This is a genomic window from Pseudoduganella sp. R-43, assembly GCF_049913255.1.
In the GTDB taxonomy this organism is placed as follows: domain Bacteria; phylum Pseudomonadota; class Gammaproteobacteria; order Burkholderiales; family Burkholderiaceae_D; genus Rugamonas.
On sequence record NZ_CP183988.1, the window covers coordinates 452,954 to 476,017 of the forward strand.

The 23,064-nt window shown below is 61.1% G+C and carries 27 protein-coding genes; 12 read left to right on the forward strand and 15 right to left on the reverse strand.

Features of this window, described 5'->3' with window-relative positions; all coding sequences use genetic code 11:
- Nucleotides 1-72: 72 nt before the first annotated feature.
- The gene (locus ACN9M3_RS02140) at nt 73-912 is read right to left on the reverse strand and encodes a nucleotidyltransferase domain-containing protein (RefSeq protein WP_426320265.1); all 840 of its coding nucleotides are present in this window, start codon (nt 910-912) and stop codon (nt 73-75) included.
- Nucleotides 913-930: 18 nt separating this feature from the next.
- On the opposite strand from ACN9M3_RS02140, the gene ACN9M3_RS02145 reads away from it, so the two are divergent.
- Genes ACN9M3_RS02145 through ACN9M3_RS02165 form a run of 5 tightly spaced genes read left to right on the forward strand, consistent with a single transcriptional unit; the run spans nt 931 to nt 5,160 of the window.
- Nucleotides 931-2,721, forward strand: a complete 1,791-nt coding sequence (locus ACN9M3_RS02145; protein WP_426320267.1) for an aminopeptidase P family protein — start codon at nt 931-933, stop codon at nt 2,719-2,721.
- Entirely contained in the window at nt 2,718-2,981 is a 264-nt protein-coding gene (locus ACN9M3_RS02150) for a hypothetical protein (protein WP_426320269.1), read from the forward strand. The genes ACN9M3_RS02145 and ACN9M3_RS02150 overlap by 4 nt, the downstream gene beginning before the upstream one ends.
- Before the next feature lie 11 nt (nt 2,982-2,992).
- Nucleotides 2,993-3,736 carry an MgtC/SapB family protein gene (locus ACN9M3_RS02155; protein ID WP_426167116.1) on the forward strand — a complete coding sequence of 248 codons (744 nt, stop codon included), beginning with the start codon at nt 2,993-2,995 and terminating at the stop codon, nt 3,734-3,736.
- Between the two features lie 9 nt (nt 3,737-3,745).
- On the forward strand, nt 3,746-4,330 hold the full coding sequence (locus ACN9M3_RS02160; RefSeq protein ID WP_426320271.1) for a DUF924 family protein: 585 nt from the start codon (nt 3,746-3,748) through the stop codon (nt 4,328-4,330).
- A complete protein-coding gene (locus ACN9M3_RS02165; RefSeq protein ID WP_426320273.1) occupies nt 4,330-5,160 on the forward strand; it encodes a Rossmann-like and DUF2520 domain-containing protein in 831 nt (276 codons plus the stop codon). The genes ACN9M3_RS02160 and ACN9M3_RS02165 overlap by 1 nt, the downstream gene beginning before the upstream one ends.
- A 54-nt stretch (nt 5,161-5,214) precedes the next feature.
- On the opposite strand, the gene ACN9M3_RS02170 is transcribed toward ACN9M3_RS02165, so the two are convergent.
- The 3 genes from ACN9M3_RS02170 to ACN9M3_RS02180 form a co-directional block, all read right to left on the reverse strand.
- Nucleotides 5,215-5,727: a peroxiredoxin family protein gene (locus tag ACN9M3_RS02170; RefSeq protein ID WP_426320275.1), complete on the reverse strand. Its 513-nt coding sequence runs from the start codon at nt 5,725-5,727 to the stop codon at nt 5,215-5,217.
- Nucleotides 5,724-6,251, reverse strand: a complete 528-nt coding sequence (locus ACN9M3_RS02175; protein ID WP_426320277.1) for a carboxymuconolactone decarboxylase family protein — start codon at nt 6,249-6,251, stop codon at nt 5,724-5,726. Before ACN9M3_RS02175 ends, ACN9M3_RS02170 begins: the two co-directional genes overlap by 4 nt.
- Before the next feature lie 62 nt (nt 6,252-6,313).
- The gene (locus tag ACN9M3_RS02180) at nt 6,314-6,934 is read right to left on the reverse strand and encodes a MarR family winged helix-turn-helix transcriptional regulator (RefSeq protein WP_426320279.1); all 621 of its coding nucleotides are present in this window, start codon (nt 6,932-6,934) and stop codon (nt 6,314-6,316) included.
- A 217-nt stretch (nt 6,935-7,151) separates the two neighbouring features.
- Between ACN9M3_RS02180 and ACN9M3_RS02185 the strand changes: the two genes are divergently transcribed.
- On the forward strand, nt 7,152-7,514 hold the full coding sequence (locus ACN9M3_RS02185) for a hypothetical protein (protein ID WP_426167128.1): 363 nt from the start codon (nt 7,152-7,154) through the stop codon (nt 7,512-7,514).
- On the opposite strand, the gene ACN9M3_RS02190 is transcribed toward ACN9M3_RS02185, so the two are convergent.
- Nucleotides 7,505-8,083 carry a molybdopterin-dependent oxidoreductase gene (locus ACN9M3_RS02190; protein ID WP_426320281.1) on the reverse strand — a complete coding sequence of 193 codons (579 nt, stop codon included), beginning with the start codon at nt 8,081-8,083 and terminating at the stop codon, nt 7,505-7,507. The two genes, ACN9M3_RS02185 and ACN9M3_RS02190, sit on opposite strands and share 10 nt — an antisense overlap.
- Nucleotides 8,084-8,101: 18 nt before the next feature.
- Between ACN9M3_RS02190 and ACN9M3_RS02195 the strand changes: the two genes are divergently transcribed.
- Nucleotides 8,102-8,695, forward strand: a complete 594-nt coding sequence (locus ACN9M3_RS02195) for an alpha-ketoglutarate-dependent dioxygenase AlkB family protein (protein WP_426320283.1) — start codon at nt 8,102-8,104, stop codon at nt 8,693-8,695.
- 184 nt (nt 8,696-8,879) lie between these two features.
- Nucleotides 8,880-9,464, forward strand: a complete 585-nt coding sequence (locus ACN9M3_RS02200; RefSeq protein WP_426167134.1) for a porin family protein — start codon at nt 8,880-8,882, stop codon at nt 9,462-9,464.
- 101 nt (nt 9,465-9,565) lie between these two features.
- Here ACN9M3_RS02200 and ACN9M3_RS02205 read toward each other — a convergent pair whose 3' ends face one another.
- The 4 genes from ACN9M3_RS02205 to rarD all read right to left on the reverse strand — a co-directional run bounded on the left by ACN9M3_RS02205 (nt 9,566) and on the right by rarD (nt 13,809).
- Nucleotides 9,566-10,039: a DUF6265 family protein gene (locus tag ACN9M3_RS02205; RefSeq protein ID WP_426167136.1), complete on the reverse strand. Its 474-nt coding sequence runs from the start codon at nt 10,037-10,039 to the stop codon at nt 9,566-9,568.
- A gap of 187 nt (nt 10,040-10,226) precedes the next feature.
- Complete coding sequence (gene ettA, locus ACN9M3_RS02210; protein ID WP_426167138.1) at nt 10,227-11,894, reverse strand: energy-dependent translational throttle protein EttA; 1,668 nt, start codon at nt 11,892-11,894, stop codon at nt 10,227-10,229.
- 104 nt (nt 11,895-11,998) lie between these two features.
- Entirely contained in the window at nt 11,999-12,712 is a 714-nt protein-coding gene (locus tag ACN9M3_RS02215; protein WP_426320286.1) for a PEP-CTERM sorting domain-containing protein, read from the reverse strand.
- Nucleotides 12,713-12,933: 221 nt separating this feature from the next.
- A complete protein-coding gene (rarD, locus tag ACN9M3_RS02220; protein WP_426320288.1) occupies nt 12,934-13,809 on the reverse strand; it encodes an EamA family transporter RarD in 876 nt (291 codons plus the stop codon).
- Nucleotides 13,810-13,941: 132 nt separating this feature from the next.
- Here rarD and ACN9M3_RS02225 point away from each other — a divergent pair, with 132 nt between their 5' ends.
- Both ACN9M3_RS02225 and ACN9M3_RS02230 read left to right on the forward strand, forming a co-directional pair.
- Nucleotides 13,942-15,822, forward strand: a complete 1,881-nt coding sequence (locus ACN9M3_RS02225; protein ID WP_426323664.1) for a potassium transporter Kup — start codon at nt 13,942-13,944, stop codon at nt 15,820-15,822.
- Nucleotides 15,823-15,916: 94 nt separating this feature from the next.
- Nucleotides 15,917-17,146, forward strand: coding sequence for an FKBP-type peptidyl-prolyl cis-trans isomerase (locus tag ACN9M3_RS02230; RefSeq protein ID WP_426320290.1), 1,230 nt, complete (start codon nt 15,917-15,919; stop codon nt 17,144-17,146).
- A 46-nt stretch (nt 17,147-17,192) separates the two neighbouring features.
- Here ACN9M3_RS02230 and ACN9M3_RS02235 read toward each other — a convergent pair whose 3' ends face one another.
- The 5 genes from ACN9M3_RS02235 to ACN9M3_RS02255 all read right to left on the reverse strand — a co-directional run bounded on the left by ACN9M3_RS02235 (nt 17,193) and on the right by ACN9M3_RS02255 (nt 19,852).
- Nucleotides 17,193-17,645, reverse strand: coding sequence for a GNAT family N-acetyltransferase (locus ACN9M3_RS02235; RefSeq protein ID WP_426320292.1), 453 nt, complete (start codon nt 17,643-17,645; stop codon nt 17,193-17,195).
- A 41-nt stretch (nt 17,646-17,686) separates the two neighbouring features.
- A complete protein-coding gene (locus ACN9M3_RS02240; protein WP_426320294.1) occupies nt 17,687-17,986 on the reverse strand; it encodes a DUF4148 domain-containing protein in 300 nt (99 codons plus the stop codon).
- Between the two features lie 55 nt (nt 17,987-18,041).
- On the reverse strand, nt 18,042-18,470 hold the full coding sequence (locus ACN9M3_RS02245; RefSeq protein WP_057262147.1) for an organic hydroperoxide resistance protein: 429 nt from the start codon (nt 18,468-18,470) through the stop codon (nt 18,042-18,044).
- A 153-nt stretch (nt 18,471-18,623) separates the two neighbouring features.
- Nucleotides 18,624-19,148: a thioredoxin family protein gene (locus tag ACN9M3_RS02250; RefSeq protein ID WP_426320296.1), complete on the reverse strand. Its 525-nt coding sequence runs from the start codon at nt 19,146-19,148 to the stop codon at nt 18,624-18,626.
- A gap of 2 nt (nt 19,149-19,150) precedes the next feature.
- A complete protein-coding gene (locus tag ACN9M3_RS02255) occupies nt 19,151-19,852 on the reverse strand; it encodes a cytochrome c biogenesis CcdA family protein (RefSeq protein WP_426323666.1) in 702 nt (233 codons plus the stop codon).
- A gap of 153 nt (nt 19,853-20,005) precedes the next feature.
- On the opposite strand from ACN9M3_RS02255, the gene ACN9M3_RS02260 reads away from it, so the two are divergent.
- Nucleotides 20,006-20,746, forward strand: a complete 741-nt coding sequence (locus ACN9M3_RS02260) for a response regulator (protein WP_426167152.1) — start codon at nt 20,006-20,008, stop codon at nt 20,744-20,746.
- Nucleotides 20,743-22,053, forward strand: a complete 1,311-nt coding sequence (locus tag ACN9M3_RS02265) for an ATP-binding protein (RefSeq protein ID WP_426320299.1) — start codon at nt 20,743-20,745, stop codon at nt 22,051-22,053. The genes ACN9M3_RS02260 and ACN9M3_RS02265 overlap by 4 nt, the downstream gene beginning before the upstream one ends.
- 2 nt (nt 22,054-22,055) lie before the next feature.
- Here ACN9M3_RS02265 and ACN9M3_RS02270 read toward each other — a convergent pair whose 3' ends face one another.
- A complete protein-coding gene (locus ACN9M3_RS02270; protein ID WP_426320301.1) occupies nt 22,056-23,063 on the reverse strand; it encodes a histone deacetylase family protein in 1,008 nt (335 codons plus the stop codon).
- Between the last annotated feature and the right edge of the window lies 1 nt (nt 23,064).

The window sequence follows — 23,064 nt, forward strand, 5'->3', positions numbered from 1 at the left end:
CTTGCTTGTTGCAAGTTGCTGGTGATTGGTTGAGCGGCAGGCGGGTGGTGGCCTGCCGCCCGGGGGCAGGCTTTAGCGCTGTTCGGCGAGGACGGCGTGGAATAGCTGGTTCAGTTCTGCATTGACGTCGCTGCTTCGGAAGCGGACGACATCCGGTCGTTCAAGGCGGACGAGTTCCGCTTCGATGAACCGGTTAAGGCACGGCACCGGCTCGGACAGTCCCATTTCCGGCGCACCCTTCTTTTTCTCCAGTAGCGCCGCGATTGCCTCCAGAAGTTCCGTCTCGCCTTCCAGCAAATGCAGCAGCTTGTCGAATTCAATAGGCGCTGGAGTGCCATAACGTTCGAGCCAACGCACGGACAGCAAGGGACGCAGCACGTAGAAATACTTCTTCAAAGGAACCATATCGGCACGCAGATAGCCGCGATAGTTGGTCTTTGCCATGCTCTGGTAGTGGTAAATGCCGTTCTCGCCGGAATACACGCTCGGCAGCAACGCACGAGCACCGTCCGCGAAACCGCCGTGGGAACGGTACAGGATTGGCGATTGGATCCATTCCACAAATGCTGGATTCGAACGGCGGAACAGGCGTAAAGCCTTGCGAATATCCCAGCCATTGATATCGATCTCATCGACGATCTTGTATTCAATGACATCGCGTTTCTCTTCCAAGTCGACTGCGACATACCAGTCGCGCGGGTGCGCGTAAATAAAGCGCACGTCGTAATCGCTATTCGGTGAGGCAAAGCCCCAGGCACGGCTGCCGGACTCTACTGCCAGCAGGATACGCACATCATGTTCGGCTTCGGCAGCCGCAAGCCGGCGCATAATCTCTGCGCGTACATCTTCAGGAATCAATTCTCTCTCTCCATTGCCGCCTGAAAGCAGCGGCCGCCGGGCATTATGGCTCAATCGGGGTATGATTGCGCTATGAAAGAATCAATCCGCACCAGACTTGAATCCATGCGCGCGGCAATGCGCCGCCATCAGGTTGATGCTTGCATGGTCCCATCCTCCGATCCCCATTTGTCCGAGTATTTGCCGGCGCGCTGGCAAGGGCGGGAATGGCTGTCGGGATTTACCGGCTCGGTCGGCACCTTCATCGTCACCCAGGATTTCGCGGGCGTCTGGACAGATGGCCGTTATTGGACGCAGGCGGAAGCGGAGCTGGCCGGAACTGGTGTCAAACTGATGAAAATTTCATCGGGCGCCAGCGTGCAGTACGTTGACTGGTTGGCCGAGACCTTGAAGCCCGGCCAAGTGCTGGCGGTCGATGGCGCAGTTCTTGGCCTCTCGATCGCTCGCCTGCTGCAGGCGCGCGGCATTGCCTTCCGCACCGACCTCGATTTGCTGGATGAAGTGTGGACCGATCGTCCCGGCTTGCCTGACGCTCCGGTCTACGAGCACCAGCGGCCATTTGCCGACAAGACGCGCGCGGCCAAGCTGGCGGCGTTGCGGGCGGAGATGACGCGCCAGGGCGCGGCCCATCACATCATCTCGACGCTGGACGATATCGCCTACCTGTTCAACCTACGCGGCTCGGACGTCAATTACAACCCGATCTTCCTGTCGCACGCGCTGGTCGACCAGGATCGCGCCATGCTCTTCGTCGGCGCCGGCAAGATTGAGCCGGGCCTGGCGGGCCTGCTGGCGGCCGACAACGTCTTCGTAGAGCCATACGAGGAGGCAGCTCAGGCTCTGGCTACGCTGCCAGCTGGCAGCACGCTGCTGCTGGACCCGCGCCGCATCACGTTCGGCACTCGCCAGGCGGTACCGGACAGTGTGAGAATTATTGAAGCGGTCAATCCAACCACCTTCGCAAAATCCCGCAAGACCGAACATGAAGCGGAACATGTGCGCGCGACGATGGAGCAGGATGGCGCTGCCTTGTGCGAATTCTTCAGCTGGCTCGAACAAACCCTGGCCGATCCGAAGCGCGAACCGCTGACCGAGTACGCCATCGGCCAGCACTTGCTGGAAGCTCGCCGCCGCCGTCCTGGATTCGTCAGCCCAAGCTTCGGCACCATCGGAGGCTTCAATGCCAACGGCGCGATCATGCATTACCGCGCGCCGGCACAAGGCAGTGCCGTGGTTGAAGGCAATGGCTTGCTGCTGCTCGATTCCGGCGGCCAGTACACTGGTGGCACCACTGACATTACCCGCGTGGTGCCGGTCGGCGTCATCACGCAGCAGCACAGGCGCGACTTCACCCTGGTCCTGAAAGGCATGATGGCGTTGTCCGTTGCCCGGTTCCCGCGCGGCGTGAAATCGCCGATGCTGGATGCGATTGCTCGTGCGCCGCTGTGGGCTGCCGGCATCGATTTCGGCCACGGTACCGGCCATGGTGTCGGCTATTTCCTCAATGTCCACGAAGGCCCGCAGTCGATTTCGCCCTCGACGCCGCCGGATGCGCATACGGCCATGGAGCCAGGCATGATCACCTCCAACGAGCCGGGCATCTACCGTCCTGGCAAGTGGGGTATCCGCATTGAAAACCTGGTGCTGAACGTACCGGCGGCAGAATCGGAATTTGGCGAATTCCTGGGATTTGAGACCCTGACCCTGTGCCCGATCGACACGCGCTGCATCGACAAATCCCTGCTGCGCGAGGATGAAGTGCGCTGGCTGAACGAATACCACGCCACCGTGCGCCAACGACTGTCCCGGCATGTCAGCGGCGATTCGTTGCGCTGGCTGAATGAAAGGACGGAGGCAATATGAGCCGATCCACCAAGGCATCCAACGCGCTGGCGCGCCTGAAAGAGCGCTCCGGCAACCAGTCCTATTCGCTGACCATGACCGGCAGCGGCCATTTCTTCCTGACGGAAGGGCCGGGCCAGCCGCCGCTTTGCGCTCCGATGGAGCTGGATGATTTTGTGGCCTTCGTCAATGCGCAGGGCCCGCAAAAAGTAAAACGCGTCAGCAAACTCGATGTAGCATTCGAAAAGCAGCTCGCAGCCAAGAAAACACCAAAACCATAAGTGAGGCAGCTATGCCCAGCATAGATTTCCTGCGTGCTTACTGGTCGTCCGGCGAACTGGCGACCAATCTCGTGATCCTGATGAACCTGATCGGCGCGTTGCTGCTTGGCCTGCTGGTCGGCTATGAGCGCTCCTACCACGGGCGAGCGGCGGGCATGCGCACCTATGGGCTGGTATGCATGGCGTCGGCGGCGCTGACCGTGGTGTGCGGCTACCCCTCGCTGTGGTTTGGCGGCCATATGTCCGAGCTGGTCGGCACTGACCCGACCCGTGTGGTGCAGGGCATCGTGACTGGCATCGGCTTCCTTGGCGCGGGTGTCATCATGCGCGAAGGCTTCAATATTTCCGGCCTGACGACGGCGGCGTCGATCTGGGCCTCGTCGGTGATAGGCGTGGCAGTCGGACTGGGGTTCTACCTGGGAGCCATGGGCCTGGCCTTCCTGTGCGCGATGTCCATGATCTTCCTGTCCAAGGTTGAAGCGTGGCTGCCGTCGCGCCATGCAATCGCGATCACCATGCGCTTCAAGCCAGGCTTCGAGCCGAAGGAAGACCAGCTGCGCGCCATGGCGCTGGAACGCGGCTACCAGATCGCCGGCGGTTCTCTGACCATCGGCATGGACCAGGGCAAGCTGGAATGGCGCTTCGTCGCGCTGGCACTGAGCAAGCGCAGCGGATCGCCGCTGTCGCGCATCGCGGAAGAGATGACCCATTACGAAGGCATCGACAGCTTCCAGGTTACCCACGCACGCAACTAGGAGGCAGGTTTGGTCATCCATTCACAAGACGTTCTCGATTTCTGGTTCCTCCCCATCGGCGCCAGGGGCCACAATATGCAGCGCCCCGAGTGGTGGCGCAAGGACGATGCATTCGACCGCGCGATCTTCCAGCAGTTCGGCGACGTGATAGAGCAGGGGCTGCTGGGCGGCCTGCGGCAGTGGGACGACGAGGGCACGCAAGGTACCCTGGCGCGCATCATCGTGCTGGACCAGTTCACGCGCAACGTCTATCGCGGCACGCCGAAGGCCTTTGCCGGTGATGAGCTGGCGCTGGAGGCGGCCAAGGTGCTGGACGATTCGGGCGCCAACCAAACCTTGCCGCCGGCGCAGCGCGCGTTCTCGTATATGCCGCTCGAGCATTCGGAGAACCTGTCGATGCAAATGCGCTGCGTGGACCTGTTTGAAATGCTGGCTGCGGATGCGCCGGGCTACGCAGGCATGCTGGATTACGCCAAGAAGCACTACGAGGTGATACGCCGCTTCGGACGCTTCCCGCATCGCAACGCCATCCTGGGCCGCGAATCGACGCCGGAAGAAGTGGAGTTCCTCAAGCAGCCAGGGTCGAGTTTCTGATGCGTGGATTGACCGTCATTGGCGGCGGCCACGTCGGCAGCGTCCTGGGTCGCCTGTTTTCGGCGGCCGGCGCGTTCACGGTGCAGGATGTGCTGTCCCGCTCGGCCGATAGCGCGGCGCGGGCGGCCGCTTTCATCGGCAGCGGACATGGCGGGGCCTCATATGCCGGGCTGCGGCCGGCCGACGTGTTCATGCTGTCCGTGACTGACGACCAGATCGTTCCTGCCTGCGAAGCATTGGCGGCTGCCGTGCCGCTGCAGGGAGCCGTGGTATTTCATTGCAGCGGTGCGCTGGCATCCGACCGCCTGCACGCGGCGCGCGCAGCAGGCGCCTATGTCGCCAGCGTGCATCCGATCCGCAGCTTTGCCGATGCCGATGCGGTGGCAGCGGGTTTCGCTGGCACCTTCTGCGGCGTCGAAGGCGACCAGCAGGCGCTTGATGTTTTGCTGCCTGCACTGGCCGCGATCGGCGCCAGGGCGGTGCAAATCGATCCGGCAGCGAAGACCGTGTACCACGCAGCTGCCGTTTTTGCGAGCAATTACCTGGTCACTGTGATTGACGCGGCCCTGCGCGCCTACCAGGCGGCTGGCATTCCGGAGTCCGTGGCGCGCGAACTGGCGCGGCCGCTGGCGCTGGAGTCGATGGAGAATGCTTTCCGCCTCGGCGCAGCGCCGGCGCTCACCGGACCGGTAGCGCGCGGCGACATGGCGACCGTACTGCGCCAGCAGGATGCCGTGATGGCATGGGACGCAGAGACGGGCCAGCTATACCGTGCGCTGGTGCCCCCAACCAGCGCACTGGCCGAGCGCAAACGGGCCGGCAAGCCCTGAGCTGGCGAAGCGTTCCGGCGCGCCGGCGGCGGACCGGGGCCGCGCCTGACCCGTCTACCCGGCTCGCGCGCAGCCGTTGGCATCGCAGGCCGCGCCGTCGCCGTGCTGCGCACCATCTTTCGCCAAACTCCCTGGCTGTTCGGCCAGCAGGCGTCCGATCACCCCTCCCAGCACCATGTCGTCGATCCTGCCGAAATGGTTCAGCCGCAAGCGTCCTTCGCGGTCGAACAGCAGCAGGCTGGGCGTGCCGCGCAGCGCGTAGTGCTGCATGGTGGCCGGCACGGGCGAGCCGGGAACCGGCTTGTCGACCGCCACCGGAAACGGCAAGCGGTATTCATGGATGAACACTTCCAGCGCCTGCGGGGTCATCACGTCGTGATGTTCGAAGACGCTGTGCAGGCCAATCACCACCAGTTCAGGGAACACCTGCTGCATCTTCATGGCTTGTGGAACGCCGTGCGCCACGCAGCCCGGGCACAGCATCTGGAAGGCATGCACCGCGACCACCTTGCCGTCGGTGGCAGGCGCAGCCCCGTTGAGCCACGCCGAGGCATCTAGCCGCATCATTTTGCGCGCAGCTTCACGCCGGGGAAATCGACCGGCACCTTGAACGCGACGTTCACATAATTGGTGAACAGGTTCAGCGCCACATGGGCCATGATCTCCACGATTTCCTCATCGCTGAAGCCGACCGCCCGCAGCTCTTCCACCTGTTCATCATCGACCCTGGCCCGGTTGCTGACCACTGCTATCGCGAAGCGCAATGCGGCGCCAGTCTTTGGATCGCTCGACTGGCCAGCTTGTGCCGCGCTCATTTCGTCGGCGGAGGCTCCGGCTTTGCGGCCCAGTGCCGTATGCGCCGCCAGGCAGTATTCGCAATCGTTGCGGTCGGCGATCGCCACGGCAATCTGCTCGCCCAGTTTGGCGTCGAGCTTGCCGCTGCCAAGGGCACCGAAGCTACCCCACATACTCTTCAGGGCAGCCGGTGAGTTGGACACCGCCTTGAACATATTGGGCGTGGCGCCAAAAGCCTGGTGGATCTGGGCCAGCAGGCCGGTGGAGTCATTGGTGTTCAGTGGAATGCGCGACATGGTGAAGCTCCTTTCATTAAAATAGGAGTCCTAATTAAATAGGACAAAAAAAAAGGCCGGCCTCAAGCCAGGGCCTGCCAATTCTTCAGCTGCTGCGCCGGATCGGCCGGTTGGTGGTCCGGGCAATCAATGCGCAGCATCGCCACCGACAATGGAGCGTCGACCAGCCCGCAATGGTGCGGGGCGGCGTCATCCTGGTGCCGGTCAGGCTGGAAATATTTACAAGAGAGGCAAGCGCGCAGTTCCGGAAAGCGTTCCGTCTTCTGCAACTGTCCAATCAGCTGCAGCAAGCCGCCCAGCAATTGTTCTTGCGCCTGCGGCGACAACTTGCCGACTGCCTCGTCGGCAAATGCGGTGGCACCCGCAATGCGTTGCGCCATTTGCCGGCCATCCTCGGTAAGATGCAGGTCGGTGGCACGGCCATCGTCCTGCGCGCGGGCTTTGCGGACCAGCCCTTTCGCCACCAGGGCCGCAACCGAATCGCTGGCGCTGGCTGCCGAAATCGAGAGTTGCCGCGCAACCCAGGACAAGCGCACGCCCTGTGTCCGGCTATGCAGCAATTGCAGGATCTCAGCCTGCGCCGGGTTCAGGTTTTCGCTGGTCGCAAATTCCCACATGCCCGAGCGCAGCACGCTGCCGATGCGGGAAATGGCGGAAATGATGCGGGTCGAAGTCGTGTCCATGCGCCAAGTATATGGGCAAAACGCAATATGTCAAGGACTCCTAACTAATCTTCCGGCTTGTAAATCAGCAGTGCAAAAGTATAGTTGAAGAGCAGGTAATGCTTTTTGCTCCAGCTTCTGTTGTGGTCGAGCAAAAAGATAGTTCCAGCGAGTGACAAAATTGGTCGTTAGCAATAAGCTTGTCCACCTAAGCCACACACAGTTCTAGGGGAACGCTATGTTATTTTTGAAATCCACGTCTGTCACCAAGGCGCCTGGCATTTACGAAGTCGATATTGCCGCCAAACCGCCTGGCAAGACCTTCGGCGTGTACATGGCAACCGACCCGGATAACCCGCCGACTTCCGTGCTCGAGGCACTGGCTGCAGGCGGCTTCAAGCAGGTGCACAGCTCGGGCTACACCCACAAGGACCGCGGCAAGGTGCTGGACCTGCACTTCCAGAAAGATGGCACCGACCTGTTCAACGGCTGGAAGGCGGAAGAAGCCGAAGCCAATATGGCCATCATCAACAAGATTTTTGGCGATATCGGGGTGGCGATCACCCCGCGCGTGATGTCGCTGGCCGAAGCTTACGCCTGAACCTCGATGTGATACAGAGCCCAGGGGCAGGTAGTAAAGCGTTCGCCCACGGGCCTGCTCGCCATTTCCGGCACCCGGTCCGCATCGTAAATCGCCCATAGCGGGCCGAGGCCGCCCAGCGCCATCGGGGCGCTATCCAGATGGGTGGCAACGATGAAGCGCTGCGTCCGGGCGCGCGCCACGGACACCGCCACCGCATAGCCATCGACCGCACGCAGGATCAGCGTGCTGTTGTCGCTGGCTTGCGCACCGGCAGCTTTCAACACATCGACCAGCAGCGGGCCGGACAGGGTATGCGGCTTGTTGTCGTATTCCAGCGTCGGCTTGATCGCGACGGCGGGCAGCGCATCCAGTGCGGCAAAATCGAAAGCGAAGGCTTTGTCGAATGCCAGGTGCTGGCGGTGCATCATCTGGTCGGCGACACGGTCGAAGCTGCCGCGATTCGGCTTGGCAATTGCACCGGTTACGGTCAGCAGCGCCGGGCCGCGCTCAGCTTTGGGAGCAGCGGCGCCTAATGAGGGGAGGGCGCCGGCCGCTGCCACGGCACCGAGGAATTGACGTTTGTTCATCGTTATATGATAACGCCTATGGACCTGTTTTCTGCTGAAGCCGAATTATTGCCCATCCCGATCGAGGACGGCGAGCTGTATTTCATGCGGCAGCTTCCGCTTGCTGTGGATAACGCAGAAGTGATGCAAAGGCTGCTCGATGAAACGGCATGGAAGGCAGAAACCATTTTCCTGTTCGGTCGCGAAGTGGCGCAGCCCAGGCTCAGCGCCTGGTATGGCGAGCAGCGCTATACCTATTCTGGCCGCACCTTTGAGCCGCTGCCCTTCACGCCCCTGCAGCTTGAAATCAAGCGCGCCATTGAAGCCGCCAGCGGCAAGCGCTTCAACAGCGTTCTGCTCAACTATTACCGAAACGAGCAGGACAGCATGGGCTTTCACAGTGACGATGAGCCGGAACTTGGCCCCCAGCCTGCGATCGCCTCGGTCAGCTTCGGCGCCACCCGCACCTTTATCCTGAAGCACAAGAAGCAGCCCAAAACCGTCAAGATCGACCTGACCGACGGCAGCCTGTTGCTCATGGCGGGAAAACTCCAGCATTGCTGGCGGCATGGCATCAATAAGGCGCGAACACCCTGTGGCCCGCGTATCAATCTGACATTTCGGCTTATCTGAAGCCAAGTTCGCTCATTTTGAGCTGAACATTGGTATTTCAAGGCTGCTTACAAAATCACACAATTCTTACCAGTTCGTCTCCCCCTTGAACTTTTGGCAGTGTTATCGTGCTTTCCATCGCACTTCCACAGACGAAGCGCGATCCCAAGCAAGTCCGACTTACTTTTGCTGAAAGATCACGAACATGAAAAAAATCGCATTCGCACTCATCACTTCCGCCGTTGCCCTCGGCGCGGCCTCCGTCCAGGCGCAAGAGCTGAAGCCGTACATCGGTGCAGGCGTCGTGGCCAACTCGAACAAGTACACCTTGCCGAATGACACCAGTGACGGCGATAAGAAATCCACGGAGTACGGTGGCAAGATCTTTGGCGGCGTGCAGATCGACAAGACCTGGGGCGTGGAAGCCGGCTATGTAGACTTCGGCAAGCAGTCGTACAACTACACCACCGGCGCAGGCACCGGCAGCATCGAAGGCAAGGCCAAGTCCTTCTACCTGGCTGGCAAGGGCACTTTCCCGATCAACCAGCAGGTGGCGCTGACCGGCAAGCTGGGTATCGCCCACAACAAGAATGACGTAAATGCCACCGGCCTGGCTTCCGCGTACAACGGCGATAGCAGCCGTAACGCGCTGTACGCTTCGGTTGGCGCTGAATACGCCTTCACCGAGAAAGTCTCGGGCGTGCTGGAGTACGAGCACTTCGGCAAGAACGATATCGACCAGGGCCGCCGCAAAGGCGCGGTCAACCTGGGCGTGAAGGCTAGCTTCTGAGTCGAGGGGGAGGGCAGTTCAGCTGCTTCCCCCCGCAAAGTCCCGATCGAGGCCGGGTGCGACAACGGCAGCCTTGCGCTGCCAATGTCCTTGTGCCCGCCTCACCCTCCATTCGGACACTGCGTCCGCTGCATAGGGTAATCAAAGGCTTTTTCCTTGCCTTTCGAGACACCTTCGATGCGCGCCTTGATGCCATCGGCGCCATCGCGCTTGTAAATGATCCGCTGCGGGAAGTCATGCTGCGGGTTTTCAAAGATCACCTCGCCATCGCCGATCGACTTGATCGGGAAGGCCGCTTCGAGTTGACGGCTTGGCTTGGCCACATAGGCCCAGATGCCCGGCTCGGTTTCGCGGATCATGGTGTGTTCCCACTCGACTGTCTTGCCGTTTTTTACCGTGCGGGCCACGCCCAGCATGGTGCCGCCAGCTGGCAGGGTCCACATTTCAACGGAGCCTTTTTCGGCGCCGGTGTGCGACCAGCAGCCGGCTAGCCAGGACAGCTTGTCGATGGGGGCCTCGTGCGCAATGGCGCCGGCACTGGCCAGGACCAGTCCACAAAGGAATTGTTTGCGCATCGTCGACTCCTCTAAAACCGGTAAACCGGGGTCTGACCCGCTGGGTCAGACCCCTGAATGATCTTGCGGCTAATGGGGTTGGTTCGAGGTCTTTGATGTTCGACGAAGATCAAAGGCGCACAACCCAATCCGTGGCGTCGGAATTGACTGGGTCTGACCCTGTGGGTCAGACCCAGGTTTACCGGTTTTAGCCGTGCAGCGGCTTATAACGAATACGCTTCGGCTTCGCGCCTTCCTCGCCCAAACGCTTCTTCTTGTCGGCTTCGTATTCCTGGTAGTTACCCGCAAAGAAGGTCACCTGGGAATCGCCTTCAAAGGCCAGGATGTGGGTCGCAATACGGTCCAGGAACCAGCGATCGTGCGAAATCACCATCACGGAACCGGCGAACTCCAGCAGCGCATCTTCCAGCGCACGCAGGGTTTCCACGTCCAGGTCGTTGGACGGTTCGTCCAGCAGCAGCACGTTGCCGCCCATCAGCAGGGTCTTGGCCAGGTGCAGACGGCCGCGCTCACCGCCGGACAGGTTGCCGACGATCTTCTGCTGGTCCGAGCCCTTGAAGTTGAAGCGGCCCACATACGCGCGCGACGGCATTTCGAAACGGCCCACGCTGAGGATGTCGGCGCCGCCGGACACTGCCTCGAACACGGTCTTGTCGTTGTCCAGCTTGTCGCGGCTCTGGTCCACCAGCGAAATCTTGGCGGTCTTGCCGATCGCCACTTCGCCGCTGTCCGGTTGCTCGATGCCAGCGATCATCTTGAACAGGGTCGACTTACCGGCGCCGTTCGGGCCGATGATGCCGACGATCGCGCCCGGTGGGATGATGAAGGACAGGTTGTCGATCAGCAGGCGGTCGCCAAACGATTTGCTGACATTCTTGAATTCGATCACATCGTTGCCCAGGCGTTCGGCCACAGGAATGAAGATCTCCTGGGTCTCATTACGCTTCTGGTACTCGAATTCGCTCAGTTCATTGAAGCGCGCCATGCGGGCCTTGGACTTGGCCTGGCGTGCCTTCGGGTTCTGGCGCGACCATTCCAGTTCTTTCTGCAGCGCCTTCTGGCGCGCGGATTCGGTGGCTTCTTCCTGCTTCAGGCGGGCCTGTTTCTGGTCCAGCCAGGAAGAGTAGTTGCCCTTCCAAGGGATGCCGTGGCCACGGTCCAGTTCCAGGATCCATTCGGCAGCATTGTCCAGGAAGTAGCGATCGTGGGTGATGCCAACCACGGTGCCAGGGAAGCGCACCAGGAATTGCTCCAGCCATTCCACGGATTCGGCATCCAGGTGGTTGGTCGGTTCGTCGAGCAGCAGCATGTCCGGCTTGGACAGCAGCAGCTTGCACAGCGCCACGCGGCGCTTTTCACCGCCGGACAGCACGCCGATCTTCTGGTCCCATGGCGGCAGGCGCAGCGCGTCGGCGGCCATTTCCAGTTGCAGGTTCAGGTTGCCGCCGTCGGCAGCAGCGATGATCGATTCCAGGCGTTCCTGTTCCTTGGCCAGCGCGTCGAAGTCCGCATCCGGTTCGGCATAGGCGGCGTACACGGCTTCCAGCAAGGCTTGCGCGTTGAAGGCCTCACCCAGGCCGGATTCCACTTCCTGGCGCACGGTTTTTTCAGGATCGAGTTGCGGTTCCTGTGGCAGGTAGCCGATGTTCAGGCCAGGCATCGGGCGCGCTTCGCCCTGGATGTCGGTGTCGATGCCTGCCATGATTTTCAGCAGGGACGATTTGCCGGAGCCGTTCAGGCCCAGCACGCCAATCTTGGCGCCTGGGAAGAAGGACAGCGAAATGTCCTTCAGAATCTGACGTTTCGGTGGGACGATTTTGCCCACGCGGTTCATGGTATAGACGTAATTGGCCACGGTATGAGTTCTTGTCGGTTCGTAAAGGCGCTAGTTTAGCGCATTGTGATGGCGCATAAAAAAAGACCCGGCAAGTGCCGGGTCCTTTTAGGGCAGCTGCTTGCTTATGCTTTGCGCCGGCGTACCGTTGCCAGCGCGGCCAGGCCCAGGCCGGTCAGCAGAAGGCTGGTTGGCACGGGCACTTGCGCAGGCGGCGCAGCGTCCTGCGCTACGAAGTCCAGGCGCACGTCGGTCAGGTTGAATTGTCCCAGCATGGAATTCACGGAAAAGTTGAGGATGCCGTCTGCCGCCAGGTCGTTCAAGGCCAGGGAGTCTAGGCTCAGTTGCACCACCAGGTCGCCGCCCAGCGAATCGTAATGACTGATGAACTGGTTGTACCAGCGGTTGTAGCCGCCATTTTCGCTGCCCGTCTGCTTTTTGATGTCTTCGATCTTGCCGCTGTCGGTGTCGAATGCATTTTCATCGTTGGCCGAGCCGGTCGCGGAGGCGCCACCGGCTGTGACCTTCATCTCGTCAGCGATGGAGTCGCTATAGTTGGTGTTGAATTGCTTGATGTGGAAGTTGTCGGTGACGACCTTGCATTTGCCCTTGTTGCAGTCCGTCGTTTCGCGATTCTCAGAGTAATTCAGGTTCGTCACGGACGAACCGACGATATCGAAGTCGGCGGAGGAGAAACCGGACACGGTCAGCACGCCGGAGCTGATCGAAGCGCTGGACAGGCCCTTGCCGGCCAACAGGCTATTTACGTCGATCTGCAGGTTCTGGCTCTGGCCAGTCGTCAGGTACTGATCAAGCGAAAATGCGGACGACAACGGCATTGTTGCAGCTTGCACAGATGCTACACAGAACAGGGCGGAGATGCCCACCAGAAACTTTCTACTAACCATTATTGCTCTCCCGAAGTGTTACTGGGAATTAAGCAATTGTCGTGCCTGAATGCAAGCGACTTTCCTTAGATCATTGATTCAATTACGGAAAAGTCAATTGAGTCATAGTAATTGTGGTTTCACGGCACCAATGCTGTAAAATTTTCCGACACTCAACTCGCCTTTCTGTTGACCAACCAGCTCTCCAGCATATATATCGCCAGCGCACTCCAGATGAACAGGAAACCGACCAGCTTGGTCGAGGAAAAAGCTTCGTGGAAGACCCAGACGCCCAGCAGCATTTGCAGCGATGGCGACATGTATTGAAGCATGCCGAGCACCGACATCGGAATGCGCCGCGCACCGGCGGCGAACAGCAGCAGCGGGATCGCCGTGGTCGGGCCTGCGGCTGCCAGCAGCCAGCGTGTGCTGTCCGACTCGGCATTCAGGAAGACGCTCTGGCCGTGGTACACCAGCCAACCGAGGTAAGCCACCGCCAGCGGGAACAGGATCAGGGTTTCGAAAGACAGTCCTTCCAGCGCCGCCAGCGCCGCAGTCTTGCGCAGCAACCCATAAGCGCCAAAGCTCAGGGCCAGCACCAGCGCGATATATGGCACCTGGCCAGCCTGCCAGGTCAGCCAGGCCACCCCGGTGGCGGCAACACCGATGGCAATCCACTGGCCACGACGCAGTTTTTCCTTCAGCACCAGCATGCCCAGCAGCACATTTACCAGCGGGTTGATGAAGTAGCCCAGGCTGGCATCGACCACATGGCCATTGTTCACTGCCCAGATATACACGAACCAGTTTGCGCTCAGCAGGAAAGCGCTGGCCAGGAAACTGCCCACGACTTTGGGCTGGCGCAACACTTGCGGCAGCCATTTCCATTGCCGCCGTACCGCCAGTACCAGCATCAGGAACAGCAGCGACCAAGCCATGCGGTGCGCCAGGATTTCGGACGCCGGCACATCTTTAATTGCGTGAAAATACAGCGGGAACAGGCCCCAGGACAGGAAAGCGCCTGCGGCGTACAGCATGCCGGTATTCATGAGAGCGATGATTTTCTTGGAGTAAAGGTGGAAAATAGCACATCCGCCAAGATTTCACCGGCGGTCTGAAAAACTTGCAAAAGGCCTTTAGTTGGCCTATTGTGCGATGCACCAAAACCAATTTTGGGTGAAATCTTGTCACAACATAAGAAAAGCAGCGTAGCTGCACTGACGCTGGCCGCGATTGGCATCGTCTACGGCGATATCGGTACCAGCCCCCTCTATACCCTCAAAACAGTCTTCGACCCCACCCACGGATTGGCACTCAACCAGGCCAACTTGCTGGGCATTATTTCCCTGATCTTCTGGAGCCTGACGCTGATCGTGTCGCTGAAGTACGTCAGCCTGGTGCTGCGTGCCGACAACCGCGGTGAGGGCGGGATCATGGCCCTGATGGCGCTGGCGCTGAATTCCGTGCACAAGGCTGCGCCGAAGGCGCACTTCCCGCTGCTGCTGATTGGTACCTTTGGCGCCACCATGTTCTATGGCGACTCCGTCATCACGCCGGCCATTTCGGTGCTGGGCGCAATCGAGGGCCTGGAAGTTGCCGCACCGGGCCTCGCGCAATATGTGGTGCCGCTGACGATTGTCGTGCTGGTGACCCTGTATTCGGTGCAGCGCCATGGCACGGCTGGTATTGGCCGTTTCTTTGGGCCGATCATGACGATCTGGTTCGGCGTGCTGGCCGCCATGGGCGTCGTGAATATCGTCGAAACCCCGGCCATCCTCTCCGCGCTGAATCCTTACCATGCCGCGATTTTCATGCGCGACAATGGCTTCATCGCCTTCGTGGCGCTGGGAGCGGTGGTGCTGGCGATTACTGGCGCTGAAGCGCTGTACGCCGACATGGGCCACTTCGGCAAGAAGCCGATTCGCATGGCCTGGTTCTGGGTCTGCTTCCCTTCGCTGATCTTGAACTACCTTGGGCAGGGCGCGCTGCTGATCCGTAATCCGGACGCTATTGCCAACCCGTTCTTCAACCAGCTCGGCGCATGGAGCGTGTACCCGCTGGTGGTGCTGTCGACGGCTGCCGCCGTGATTGCTTCGCAGGCCACGATTTCCGGATCGTTCTCGATGACCAAGCAGGCGATTGCGCTCGGCATGCTGCCGCGCATGCGCGTGCAGCATACTTCGGCCAGCGAAATCGGCCAGATCTATATCCCGGTCGTGAACTGGCTGCAGCTGATCGTCGTGCTGATTGCAGTGATCAGCTTCAAGAGCTCGGACAACCTGGCAAGCGCCTATGGTATCGCGGTGACGGCGACCATGTTCGCCACCACCATCCTGACCTTCTTCGTGATCCGCTACCGCTGGCACCTGCCGCTGGTGCTGTGCTTCGTCGCGACCGGCTTCTTTATCGTGATGGATGTGATGCTGTTCTCGTCCTCCGCGCTGAAGCTGTTCCACGGCGGCTGGTTCCCGCTGCTGCTCGGTACCGCGCTGTTCACCACCATGCTGACCTGGCGCACCGGCCGCGAGCTGGTGTTCAAGAACCTGGAAAAGCACGCGATCCCGCTGGAAGACTTCCTGAACTCCCTGTTCATGGCGCCGCCGACCCGCGTGCCGGGTACCGCGGTGTTCCTGCGCGGCGAGAGTGATGGCGTGCCGCATGCGCTGCTGCACAACCTGTCGCACAACAAGGTGCTGCACGAGCGCGTGGTGTTCTTCACCGTGCATATTGTGGAGGAGCCTTATGTGCCGCCTTCGGAGCAGGTCCGCGTGACAGCCTTGGGCCATGAGTGCTACCAGCTGAATATCAATTACGGCTTCAAGGACGAGCCGGACGTGCCGGCCATCATGGCCCTGTGCGAAGAGAAAGGCCTGAAGTTCGAAATGATGGAGACTTCCTTCTTCATCGCGCGCCAGACCGTGATTTCTTCGCCGGGCGACGGCATGGCGCCATGGCGCGAGCACCTGTTCGTGGCGATGTCGCGCAACGCGCGCGCTGCGGCGGACTATTACCAGATCCCGCCGAACCGCGTCATCGAACTTGGCACACAAGTGGAGATTTAATTTGTAACGGATCTTGCCTCTTGTAGAGGGGGGGATTAACGGTCTGCTAAACTGCTGCTCCGTTACCCTCCTTTAACGAATAGGCAAGATTGAAATGAAGAACTCGATGTTCAAGGCAATCGCCACCCTGGCTTGCGCTGCGGCCCTGACAGCATGCGGTGGTGGTGCCAAAAATAACGACACCACTCCGCTGCCGCCGCAGCCTGCTTATGCGGTAGTTGTGGACAACGAGCCAGGTGGCAGTGCTCCGGTAGTGGCCTCTGGCGACCTGGTCACCTTCAGCTACACCGGCTGGCTTTACAACGAAGCCAAGACCGACAAAAAAGGGGATCAGTTCGAGAGTTCCGTTACCAACAGTGTCGATAAGCCGATGACCATGACGGTCGGCGTCGGCGCCCGCATTGCGGGCTTGGACAAGGCCTTGATTGGAATGCAAGCGGGCGGCTCGCGGCTTGTGATCATCCCGTCGAATATGGCGTTTGGCCCGGTGGATGTCAAAGACTCGACTGGCAAGGTGATCGTCCCTGCCAATACCTCGGTCGTGTATCAACTGAACGTGCACAGCTTCAGCACGCTGCCATCGCCGATTCCGCCGCAGCCGGTATTTACAAAGCAAGAGCTTCAAGTCGGCTCGGGCGCAGCGGCCGCTGCCAAGAACCTGGTGACCATCCAGTACCGCGGCTGGCTGTACGACAACACCAAGCCAGACAACAAGGGTACGGAATTCTTGGACAAATACAGTGGCCAGCCTTTCAGCTTCCTGCTGGGCGTGGACAGCCGCATTGCAGGCTGGGACCAGGGCATCGTGGGCATGCAAGTGGGGGGCAAGCGCAGGCTGCTGATCCCGGCCAGCATGGCATGGGCCCAGTATGGCCGCAAGGACGATGCCGGTAACTACATCGTGCCGCCAGGCACCGCCGTCGTGTACGAAATCGAGATGACCGCCCTCAACGCGACGCCTCCGGCGCAAACCGCGCAGCCTGCTTTCGACAAGATCATCATCGCAGAAGGCGCAGGAGATGCATCAGTCACAGGCAACACGCTGACCGTAAGCTACTCCGGCTACTTGTACGACGACAGTGTCACCGACAAACGCGGCCTGCGTTTCGACACTTCCCTGACCAAAGGGGTTCCAATGACCGTCAAGTTGGGCGCCAACGCAGTCATCAAAGGCTGGGAAGATGGCCTGCTCGGCATGAAGGCTGGGGGCAAGCGTACCCTGATCATCCCGGCAAGCATGGGCTACGGCACGACCGGCCAGGGCAGCATTCCTGCGAACGCGCCGCTGATCTTCGATGTTGAAGTGACTTCCGTTACCAAGTAATTGGCGAAAGTCCAGAAAGAAACGGCCTTCGGGCCGTTTTTTTTGCCTAACGCAGCATCTCCAGGTGTGGAATGCCATCCTCGTCATATGGCTCGCCGACAGCCTTGAAGCCGAAGCCGCCATAGAATTTTTCCAGGTGGGCCTGGGCGCCGATGCGGATGCGGTGGCCTGGATGCAGCGCCTCCGCGTTGCAGATGCCCTCCGCGATCAACTGCCGGCCAGCACCGCTGCCACGTGCCGCCTGCGTCGTCAGCACGCGGCCCAGCGACATTTCAGGATACTTGATGCCCGGCGCGATGCAGCGCAGGTAAGCGGCCAGGGTTCGCTTGCCCTCTATCGTTTGCCAGCCGAGCAGGTGGTGGGCGGCTTCATCGTAGCCGTCCATATCGGAGTAAAAACACTGCTGTTCGATTACGAAGACCTCTTGCCGCTGCCGCAGCATTTCATACAGGTCTGCGTTGGGAATGCTGTTGAAGTCCAGCCACTGCCATTCAATCATTGGTCGCCCCGCTTGATAGGAGGCGACCATTTTATGCCAGCTTAATAGTCGACGCGAAGCTCGCCGTTACGGATCGCAGAGGCCAGTTCTGCCTTCACTTCGGCGCGGGTCTTGCCGCGGGTGGGGGAGGCAAAGTCCAGCGGATACAGTTCGCCGTTCAGGATTTCGCCACGGCGCAGGGCGGCGATGGTCTCAGCCTTTACTTCCGCGCGCGTTTTGGTCGATACGAACGAGTTGTCGGCCTGGTAGCCTTCGCCGCTGTTGGTGTCGGGCGGCGCTGCCTGGGCGGCAGTGGAGAGGGCCAGGGCGGCGGAAGCGATGATGGTTGCAAATGCTTTCATGATATTTCTCCTCTTGGGTGGGCTCGGCCGCCTTTGCTGCCGGGCCCTTGCTTGCTTATACGATGGTCAGGGTGACGTCGATGTTGCCGCGAGTCGCGTTCGAGTACGGGCAGACGATGTGCGCGGCGTTCACCAGTTTTTCTGCGGTGGCGCGATCCACGCCTGGCAGGGAGATCTTCAACTCCACTTCGATGCCGAAGCCGGTTTCGATCGGGCCGATGCCGACAGTGGCGTTGATGGAAGCGTCAGCCGGTACGGCGATCTTGTCGCGGCCCCCAACGAACTTCAGGGCGCCAATGAAGCAGGCCGAGTAGCCGGCTGCGAACAGTTGCTCCGGATTGGTGCCGAACGCGCCATTGCCGCCCAGTTCTTTTGGAGTGGTCAGCTTGACGTCCAATGCGCCGTCGCTGGAGGCGGATTTGCCTTCGCGGCCGCCGGTGGAAGTTGCGTTTGCGCGGTACAGGATGTTGGAGATCTTTGCCATGGTATGTTTTCCTTTTCGTGAGTAGTGAGCGATTAGCTAGCGTGCTATTTGTTTCCAGTTTCCGGGGCCTTGTTTGCTGCCCATGTGCACACTATAGATAGTGTGCGATTTAATTGCAAGCTATTTTTGAAGAATTTTTCGCTCATCATGAACTCACTCGGTTTGAGCCAGCAGTTGCTGGATCCGCGCTTCGGTTTGCTCGTACTGGCCTTCACCGAAGTGGGTGTACACCACCTGGCCTTTTTTGTTGACTAAATAGAAAGCTGGCCAATAGCGGTTGTTGTACGCGTTCCAGGTGGCGTAGCGGTTGTCCTGCGCGACTGGATAACGTATGTCGAAGCGCTTTAAGGCGGTGCGCACGTTCTCGGTCTTGCGCTCGAAAGCGTACTCCGGCGTATGCACGCCGATCACGACCAAGCCCTTGTCTTTGTACTTGTCGTGCCACTGCACGACGTGCGACAGGGTGTTGATACAGTTTATGCAGTCATAGGTCCAGAAATCAACCAGTATCACCTTGCCACGCAGTTGTTTCATCGTCAGCGGTTCGCTGTTCAGCCATTGGGTAATGCCGCTGAATTCGGGCGCTTCGAACGGGGCCGTTGCTGCACTGGCGCCGGCGCTGGCGCTGGCGCCCACCAGGGTTGCGGCGGCAGCCAGGAATTTCAGGGTGGTCTTCATATTCACAGTCCTTTCAGGGTTGGGAGGTGTTGCGCGGCCCAGGAGTAGGCCAGGGTGTCGTATTGCAGGTAGATCGCGATGGCGGTGGCGACCACCAGCACGCCGAACACTTGCTGCAGGCGCTCGGCGTGGCGGGCCACAGAACGCACGCGCTGGGTGGCGTACTGGCCGCCGTAAATAATCCCGAGCATGGGAAAGGCCGCGCCGACGGCGTACAGGGTCAGCAGCAGGGCCGACCAGGCCGGATCTTGCGCCTTCACCACCAGCACCAGGATCGAAGCCAGAACCGGGCCGGCGCAAGGCGTCCAGACCGCACCCAGCGATATGCCGAGCAGGAAGGCGCCGCCATTGCTGCCGTCGTCTTCGCGCGGCGCGGCGTCGGCGCTGCGGCCCGGCAGGCGCGCGACCAGCCATTCATAAGGGGCCGGCCACAGGCGGAACAGGCCGGACAGGGCCAGCAGGGCAAGGGCGGTATTGCGCAGCACGTCCTGGGCCACTTCGATCGTGGCGGAGACCACGCCCAGCAGCATGGCGAAGCTTGCAAAGCTCAGGATGAAGCCGGCCACGATGAACAGCGGACGGCGGCGGTTGCGCTGGTTGACGCCGGAGCCCAGCAGGATGGGCAGCATCGGCAGCACGCAGGGTGAAGCGATGGTGAGCAGGCCGGCCAGGAAGGCCAGTGGAGTGTCGAGCGGGTTGGTCATGGTCAGCTCCGTGTCTTGGAATGACTCCATTGAACCGCCCCCAGGTATCCGGCATATTTCGCCGCACCCCCTTGCGTGCAATGTTTTGTGTACCTGGGCAGGCTGTACACACTGGGATACAAATCCCTGTCCCGCATTGGGTATCATGGCTTCATGGAAAACCCAGACCACATCCTGATCGTTGACGATGACCGTGATATCCGCGAGTTGATCGGCGCTTATCTGCAGAAAAACGGCTTGCGCACATCGCTGGCAGCCAACGGCCGCCAGATGCGCGCCGTGATCGAGGAAGACACGCCCGACCTCATCGTGCTGGACCTGATGCTGCCCGGCGAAGACGGCCTGGCCTTGTGCCGCGACCTGCGCGCCGGCAAGCACAAGGCCATCCCGGTGCTGATGCTGACCGCGCGCAACGACGAAACCGACCGCATCATCGGCCTGGAAATGGGCGCCGACGATTACCTGCCCAAGCCTTTCGCCGTGCGCGAACTGCTGGCGCGCATCAACGCCGTGTTGCGCCGCACGCGCATGCTGCCGCCGAACATGCAGGTCAACGAATCGGTGCCGATGCTGGCCTTCGGCGACTGGCGTCTCGACACGGTGGCGCGCCACCTGCTTGACGCCGACGGCACGCAGGTGGCGTTGAGCGGCGCTGAATACCGTCTCCTGCGCGTCTTCCTCGACCACCCGCAGCGCGTGCTGACGCGCGACCAGCTGCTGAACCTGACCCAGGGCCGCAACGCCGACCAGTTCGACCGTTCGATTGACTTGCTGGTGAGCCGGGTGCGCCAGCGCCTGCGCGACACGGCGCGTGAGCCGCGCTACATCAAGACACTGCGCAGTGAAGGCTATGTGTTTTCGGCCGCCGTCACGCTGGCGGCAGGCGAGCCATGATGCGCTTGCATTGGCCGCGCTCCCTGTTCGCCCGCCTGGCCCTGCTGCTGTGCCTTGGCGTGGCGGTGGCGCAGGGCTTGTCGTTCTGGCTCACCATGCGCGAGCGGAATGAGGCGACTACCAATATGATGATGGGCTACATCGAGCGCGAGGTCACCACCTCGGTGGCCCTGCTCGACGCCTTGCCTGCGGCGCAACGCGCGAACTGGTTGCCGCGGCTGGCGCGCCGCAGCTACGAATTCAGGCTGGAGGAATGCGACGAATCGCTGCCGCACCTGGACGTCCTGGAGGCTAATGCCGTGCGCTCGTTCGAGGAAGGCGTCGGCAAGCAATACAAGCTGACCGTGCACCAGATTATCGGCGAACACGAACGCTATCAGGTGCATCTGCGCTTGAGCGATGGCATTCCGCTGACGATCGACTTCCGTCCCATGCGCAGCGTGCCGATGTCGCCCTGGTTTGGCGCCCTGATGGTAGCGCAGCTTGCGGTATTTGCCCTGTGCTGCTGGCTGGCCGTGCGCCTGGCGACGCGGCCGCTGGAGCAGCTTGCGCTGGCGGCCGACGCGCTTGGCCCCGACATGCAGGGCGCTCACCTGCCGGAGAGTGGGCCGTCGGAAGTGGCGCGTGCCGCGCGCGCCTTCAACGCCATGCAGCAGCGTATTGCCGGCTACATGGCCGAGCGCATCCAGATCCTGGCCTCGATCTCGCATGACTTGCAGACGCCGATTACCCGCATGCGCTTGCGCGTCGACATGATGGACGACGAGGCGCAGCAGTCCAAACTGCGGCAGGACTTGCAGGCGATGGAGCAGCTGGTAAAGGAGGGCGTAGCCTACGCGCGCACCCTGCACGGCACCTCGGAAGCGGCGATGCGCATCGATCCGGACGCGCTGCTCGACAGCATGGTGCATGACTACACCGACGCAGGGCAGGACGTCACGCTTCATGGCGCAGTTGGCCACGCGATGGAGCTGCGCCCGCAAGCACTGCGGCGCGTGCTGGGCAACCTGATCGACAATGCGCTGAAGTTTGGCGGAAGCGCAGAAGTATGCGTGAAGCCGGACGCGTCACATGCTGGCGGCATCGTGATCCAGGTGATGGACCGCGGCCCGGGCATCCCGGCGGAATCGCTGCAAGCGGTCTTCGAGCCGTTCGTGCGGCTGGAGTCCTCACGCAGCCGCGAGACCGGCGGCACCGGCCTTGGCCTGGCGATTGCGCGCCAGCTGGCCACTGCGATGGGCGGTGCTCTGACACTGCACCAGCGCGACGGGGGCGGACTGGAAGCGCGGCTGGCGCTGCCAGGCTAAGCTCAGACCATGGCGCAGTCGAAGCCTTCCAGCACGTTGACGATATTGATGCCCAGCTCGCGCCGGATCGTCCCGCCCTCCAGCTGGAAGCTGGTGGGAAAGCCAAGCCAGGCCAGGCGCTCGCCAAGGCGCAGGAAATCGGCAGACGTGAGCCCGAAGCCGCCGTGCTCTTCGCCTTGGAAGATGTTTCCGCCCAGGGCCACGATCAGCGCCTCCGGCCGGTACATCGACAGGCGCACGCAAGCCGTTTCCAGCGCAGCGAACCAGGCCTGCGAATTGGAGCCCGGGGCCAGCGGGATGTTGACGTTGTAGCCAAGCCCGGCGCCCGCGCCTGTTTCGTCGGCATGGCCGCAAAAGTAGGGAAAGGCATGGCGCGGGTCGGCGTGGATCGACAGGCAAAGCACGTCGGAACGCTCGTAGAAGATGCCTTGTGCCCCATTGCCGTGCTGGTAATCGAGGTCGAGGATGGCAACCTTGGCCATCTCGTCATCCAGCAAGTGCTGGGCGGCCAAGGCCGCATTATTCAGGTAGCTGTAGCCGCCGCAGAAATCGGCGCCTGCGTGGTGGCCTTGCGGCTGCGTCAGCACAAAGGTACCGCGCTCACCGACGCGCAGGGCATGCGCCGCATTGACCGCGCAGTCGGCGCCACCTTTGGCCGCGCTCCAGGTGCCGGCGCCGATCCCGGTGAAGGTATCCATCGAATACAGGCCGAGACGGGCCCGGAAATCTTCCGGCTCGATATCGGTGCGCATGGTGCGTATTGCATGCTGGTTGGCTGTGACAACCGGCCAGCCCGCAAAACTTGGATGCGATAGGGATTCGCTCCACGCGTTGCGCAGAAAAGAGAGGTAGCGCGGGCTGTGGGTGCGTTCAAGCGCGGTCAGCGGCACGCTTTGCGGGGTCACGATCTGGCCCAGCCCGCGCCGCTCCAGTTCTGCCTGTACGGACCTGACCAGATGGTCCGTGCCGCCGAACTGTTGCGCGTGCTGTTCGTTAAAGAAGGTGAGCAAG

Bases quoted from the DNA above. Each gene is read 5' to 3' on its own strand.
- ACN9M3_RS02190 (WP_426320281.1), bottom strand. From the start codon at position 8,083: ATGAACAAACGTCAATTCCTCGGTGCCGTGGCAGCGGCCGGCGCCCTC.
- ACN9M3_RS02180 (WP_426320279.1), bottom strand. From the start codon at position 6,934: ATGGACACGACTTCGACCCGCATCATTTCCGCCATTTCCCGCATCGGC.
- ACN9M3_RS02200 (WP_426167134.1), top strand. From the start codon at position 8,880: ATGAAAAAAATCGCATTCGCACTCATCACTTCCGCCGTTGCCCTCGGC.
- ACN9M3_RS02235 (WP_426320292.1), bottom strand. From the start codon at position 17,645: ATGATTGAATGGCAGTGGCTGGACTTCAACAGCATTCCCAACGCAGAC.
- ACN9M3_RS02150 (WP_426320269.1), top strand. From the start codon at position 2,718: ATGAGCCGATCCACCAAGGCATCCAACGCGCTGGCGCGCCTGAAAGAG.
- ACN9M3_RS02205 (WP_426167136.1), bottom strand. From the start codon at position 10,039: ATGCGCAAACAATTCCTTTGTGGACTGGTCCTGGCCAGTGCCGGCGCC.
- ACN9M3_RS02255 (WP_426323666.1), bottom strand. From the start codon at position 19,852: ATGACCAACCCGCTCGACACTCCACTGGCCTTCCTGGCCGGCCTGCTC.
- rarD (WP_426320288.1), bottom strand. From the start codon at position 13,809: ATGAATACCGGCATGCTGTACGCCGCAGGCGCTTTCCTGTCCTGGGGC.
- ACN9M3_RS02170 (WP_426320275.1), bottom strand. From the start codon at position 5,727: ATGATGCGGCTAGATGCCTCGGCGTGGCTCAACGGGGCTGCGCCTGCC.
- ACN9M3_RS02175 (WP_426320277.1), bottom strand. From the start codon at position 6,251: ATGTCGCGCATTCCACTGAACACCAATGACTCCACCGGCCTGCTGGCC.
- ACN9M3_RS02245 (WP_057262147.1), bottom strand. From the start codon at position 18,470: ATGGCAAAGATCTCCAACATCCTGTACCGCGCAAACGCAACTTCCACC.
- ACN9M3_RS02155 (WP_426167116.1), top strand. From the start codon at position 2,993: ATGCCCAGCATAGATTTCCTGCGTGCTTACTGGTCGTCCGGCGAACTG.
- ACN9M3_RS02240 (WP_426320294.1), bottom strand. From the start codon at position 17,986: ATGAAAGCATTTGCAACCATCATCGCTTCCGCCGCCCTGGCCCTCTCC.
- ACN9M3_RS02250 (WP_426320296.1), bottom strand. From the start codon at position 19,148: ATGAAGACCACCCTGAAATTCCTGGCTGCCGCCGCAACCCTGGTGGGC.
- ACN9M3_RS02265 (WP_426320299.1), top strand. From the start codon at position 20,743: ATGATGCGCTTGCATTGGCCGCGCTCCCTGTTCGCCCGCCTGGCCCTG.
- ACN9M3_RS02260 (WP_426167152.1), top strand. From the start codon at position 20,006: ATGGAAAACCCAGACCACATCCTGATCGTTGACGATGACCGTGATATC.
- ACN9M3_RS02185 (WP_426167128.1), top strand. From the start codon at position 7,152: ATGTTATTTTTGAAATCCACGTCTGTCACCAAGGCGCCTGGCATTTAC.
- ACN9M3_RS02230 (WP_426320290.1), top strand. From the start codon at position 15,917: ATGAAGAACTCGATGTTCAAGGCAATCGCCACCCTGGCTTGCGCTGCG.
- ACN9M3_RS02165 (WP_426320273.1), top strand. From the start codon at position 4,330: ATGCGTGGATTGACCGTCATTGGCGGCGGCCACGTCGGCAGCGTCCTG.
- ACN9M3_RS02145 (WP_426320267.1), top strand. From the start codon at position 931: ATGAAAGAATCAATCCGCACCAGACTTGAATCCATGCGCGCGGCAATG.
- ACN9M3_RS02215 (WP_426320286.1), bottom strand. From the start codon at position 12,712: ATGCCGTTGTCGTCCGCATTTTCGCTTGATCAGTACCTGACGACTGGC.
- ACN9M3_RS02195 (WP_426320283.1), top strand. From the start codon at position 8,102: ATGGACCTGTTTTCTGCTGAAGCCGAATTATTGCCCATCCCGATCGAG.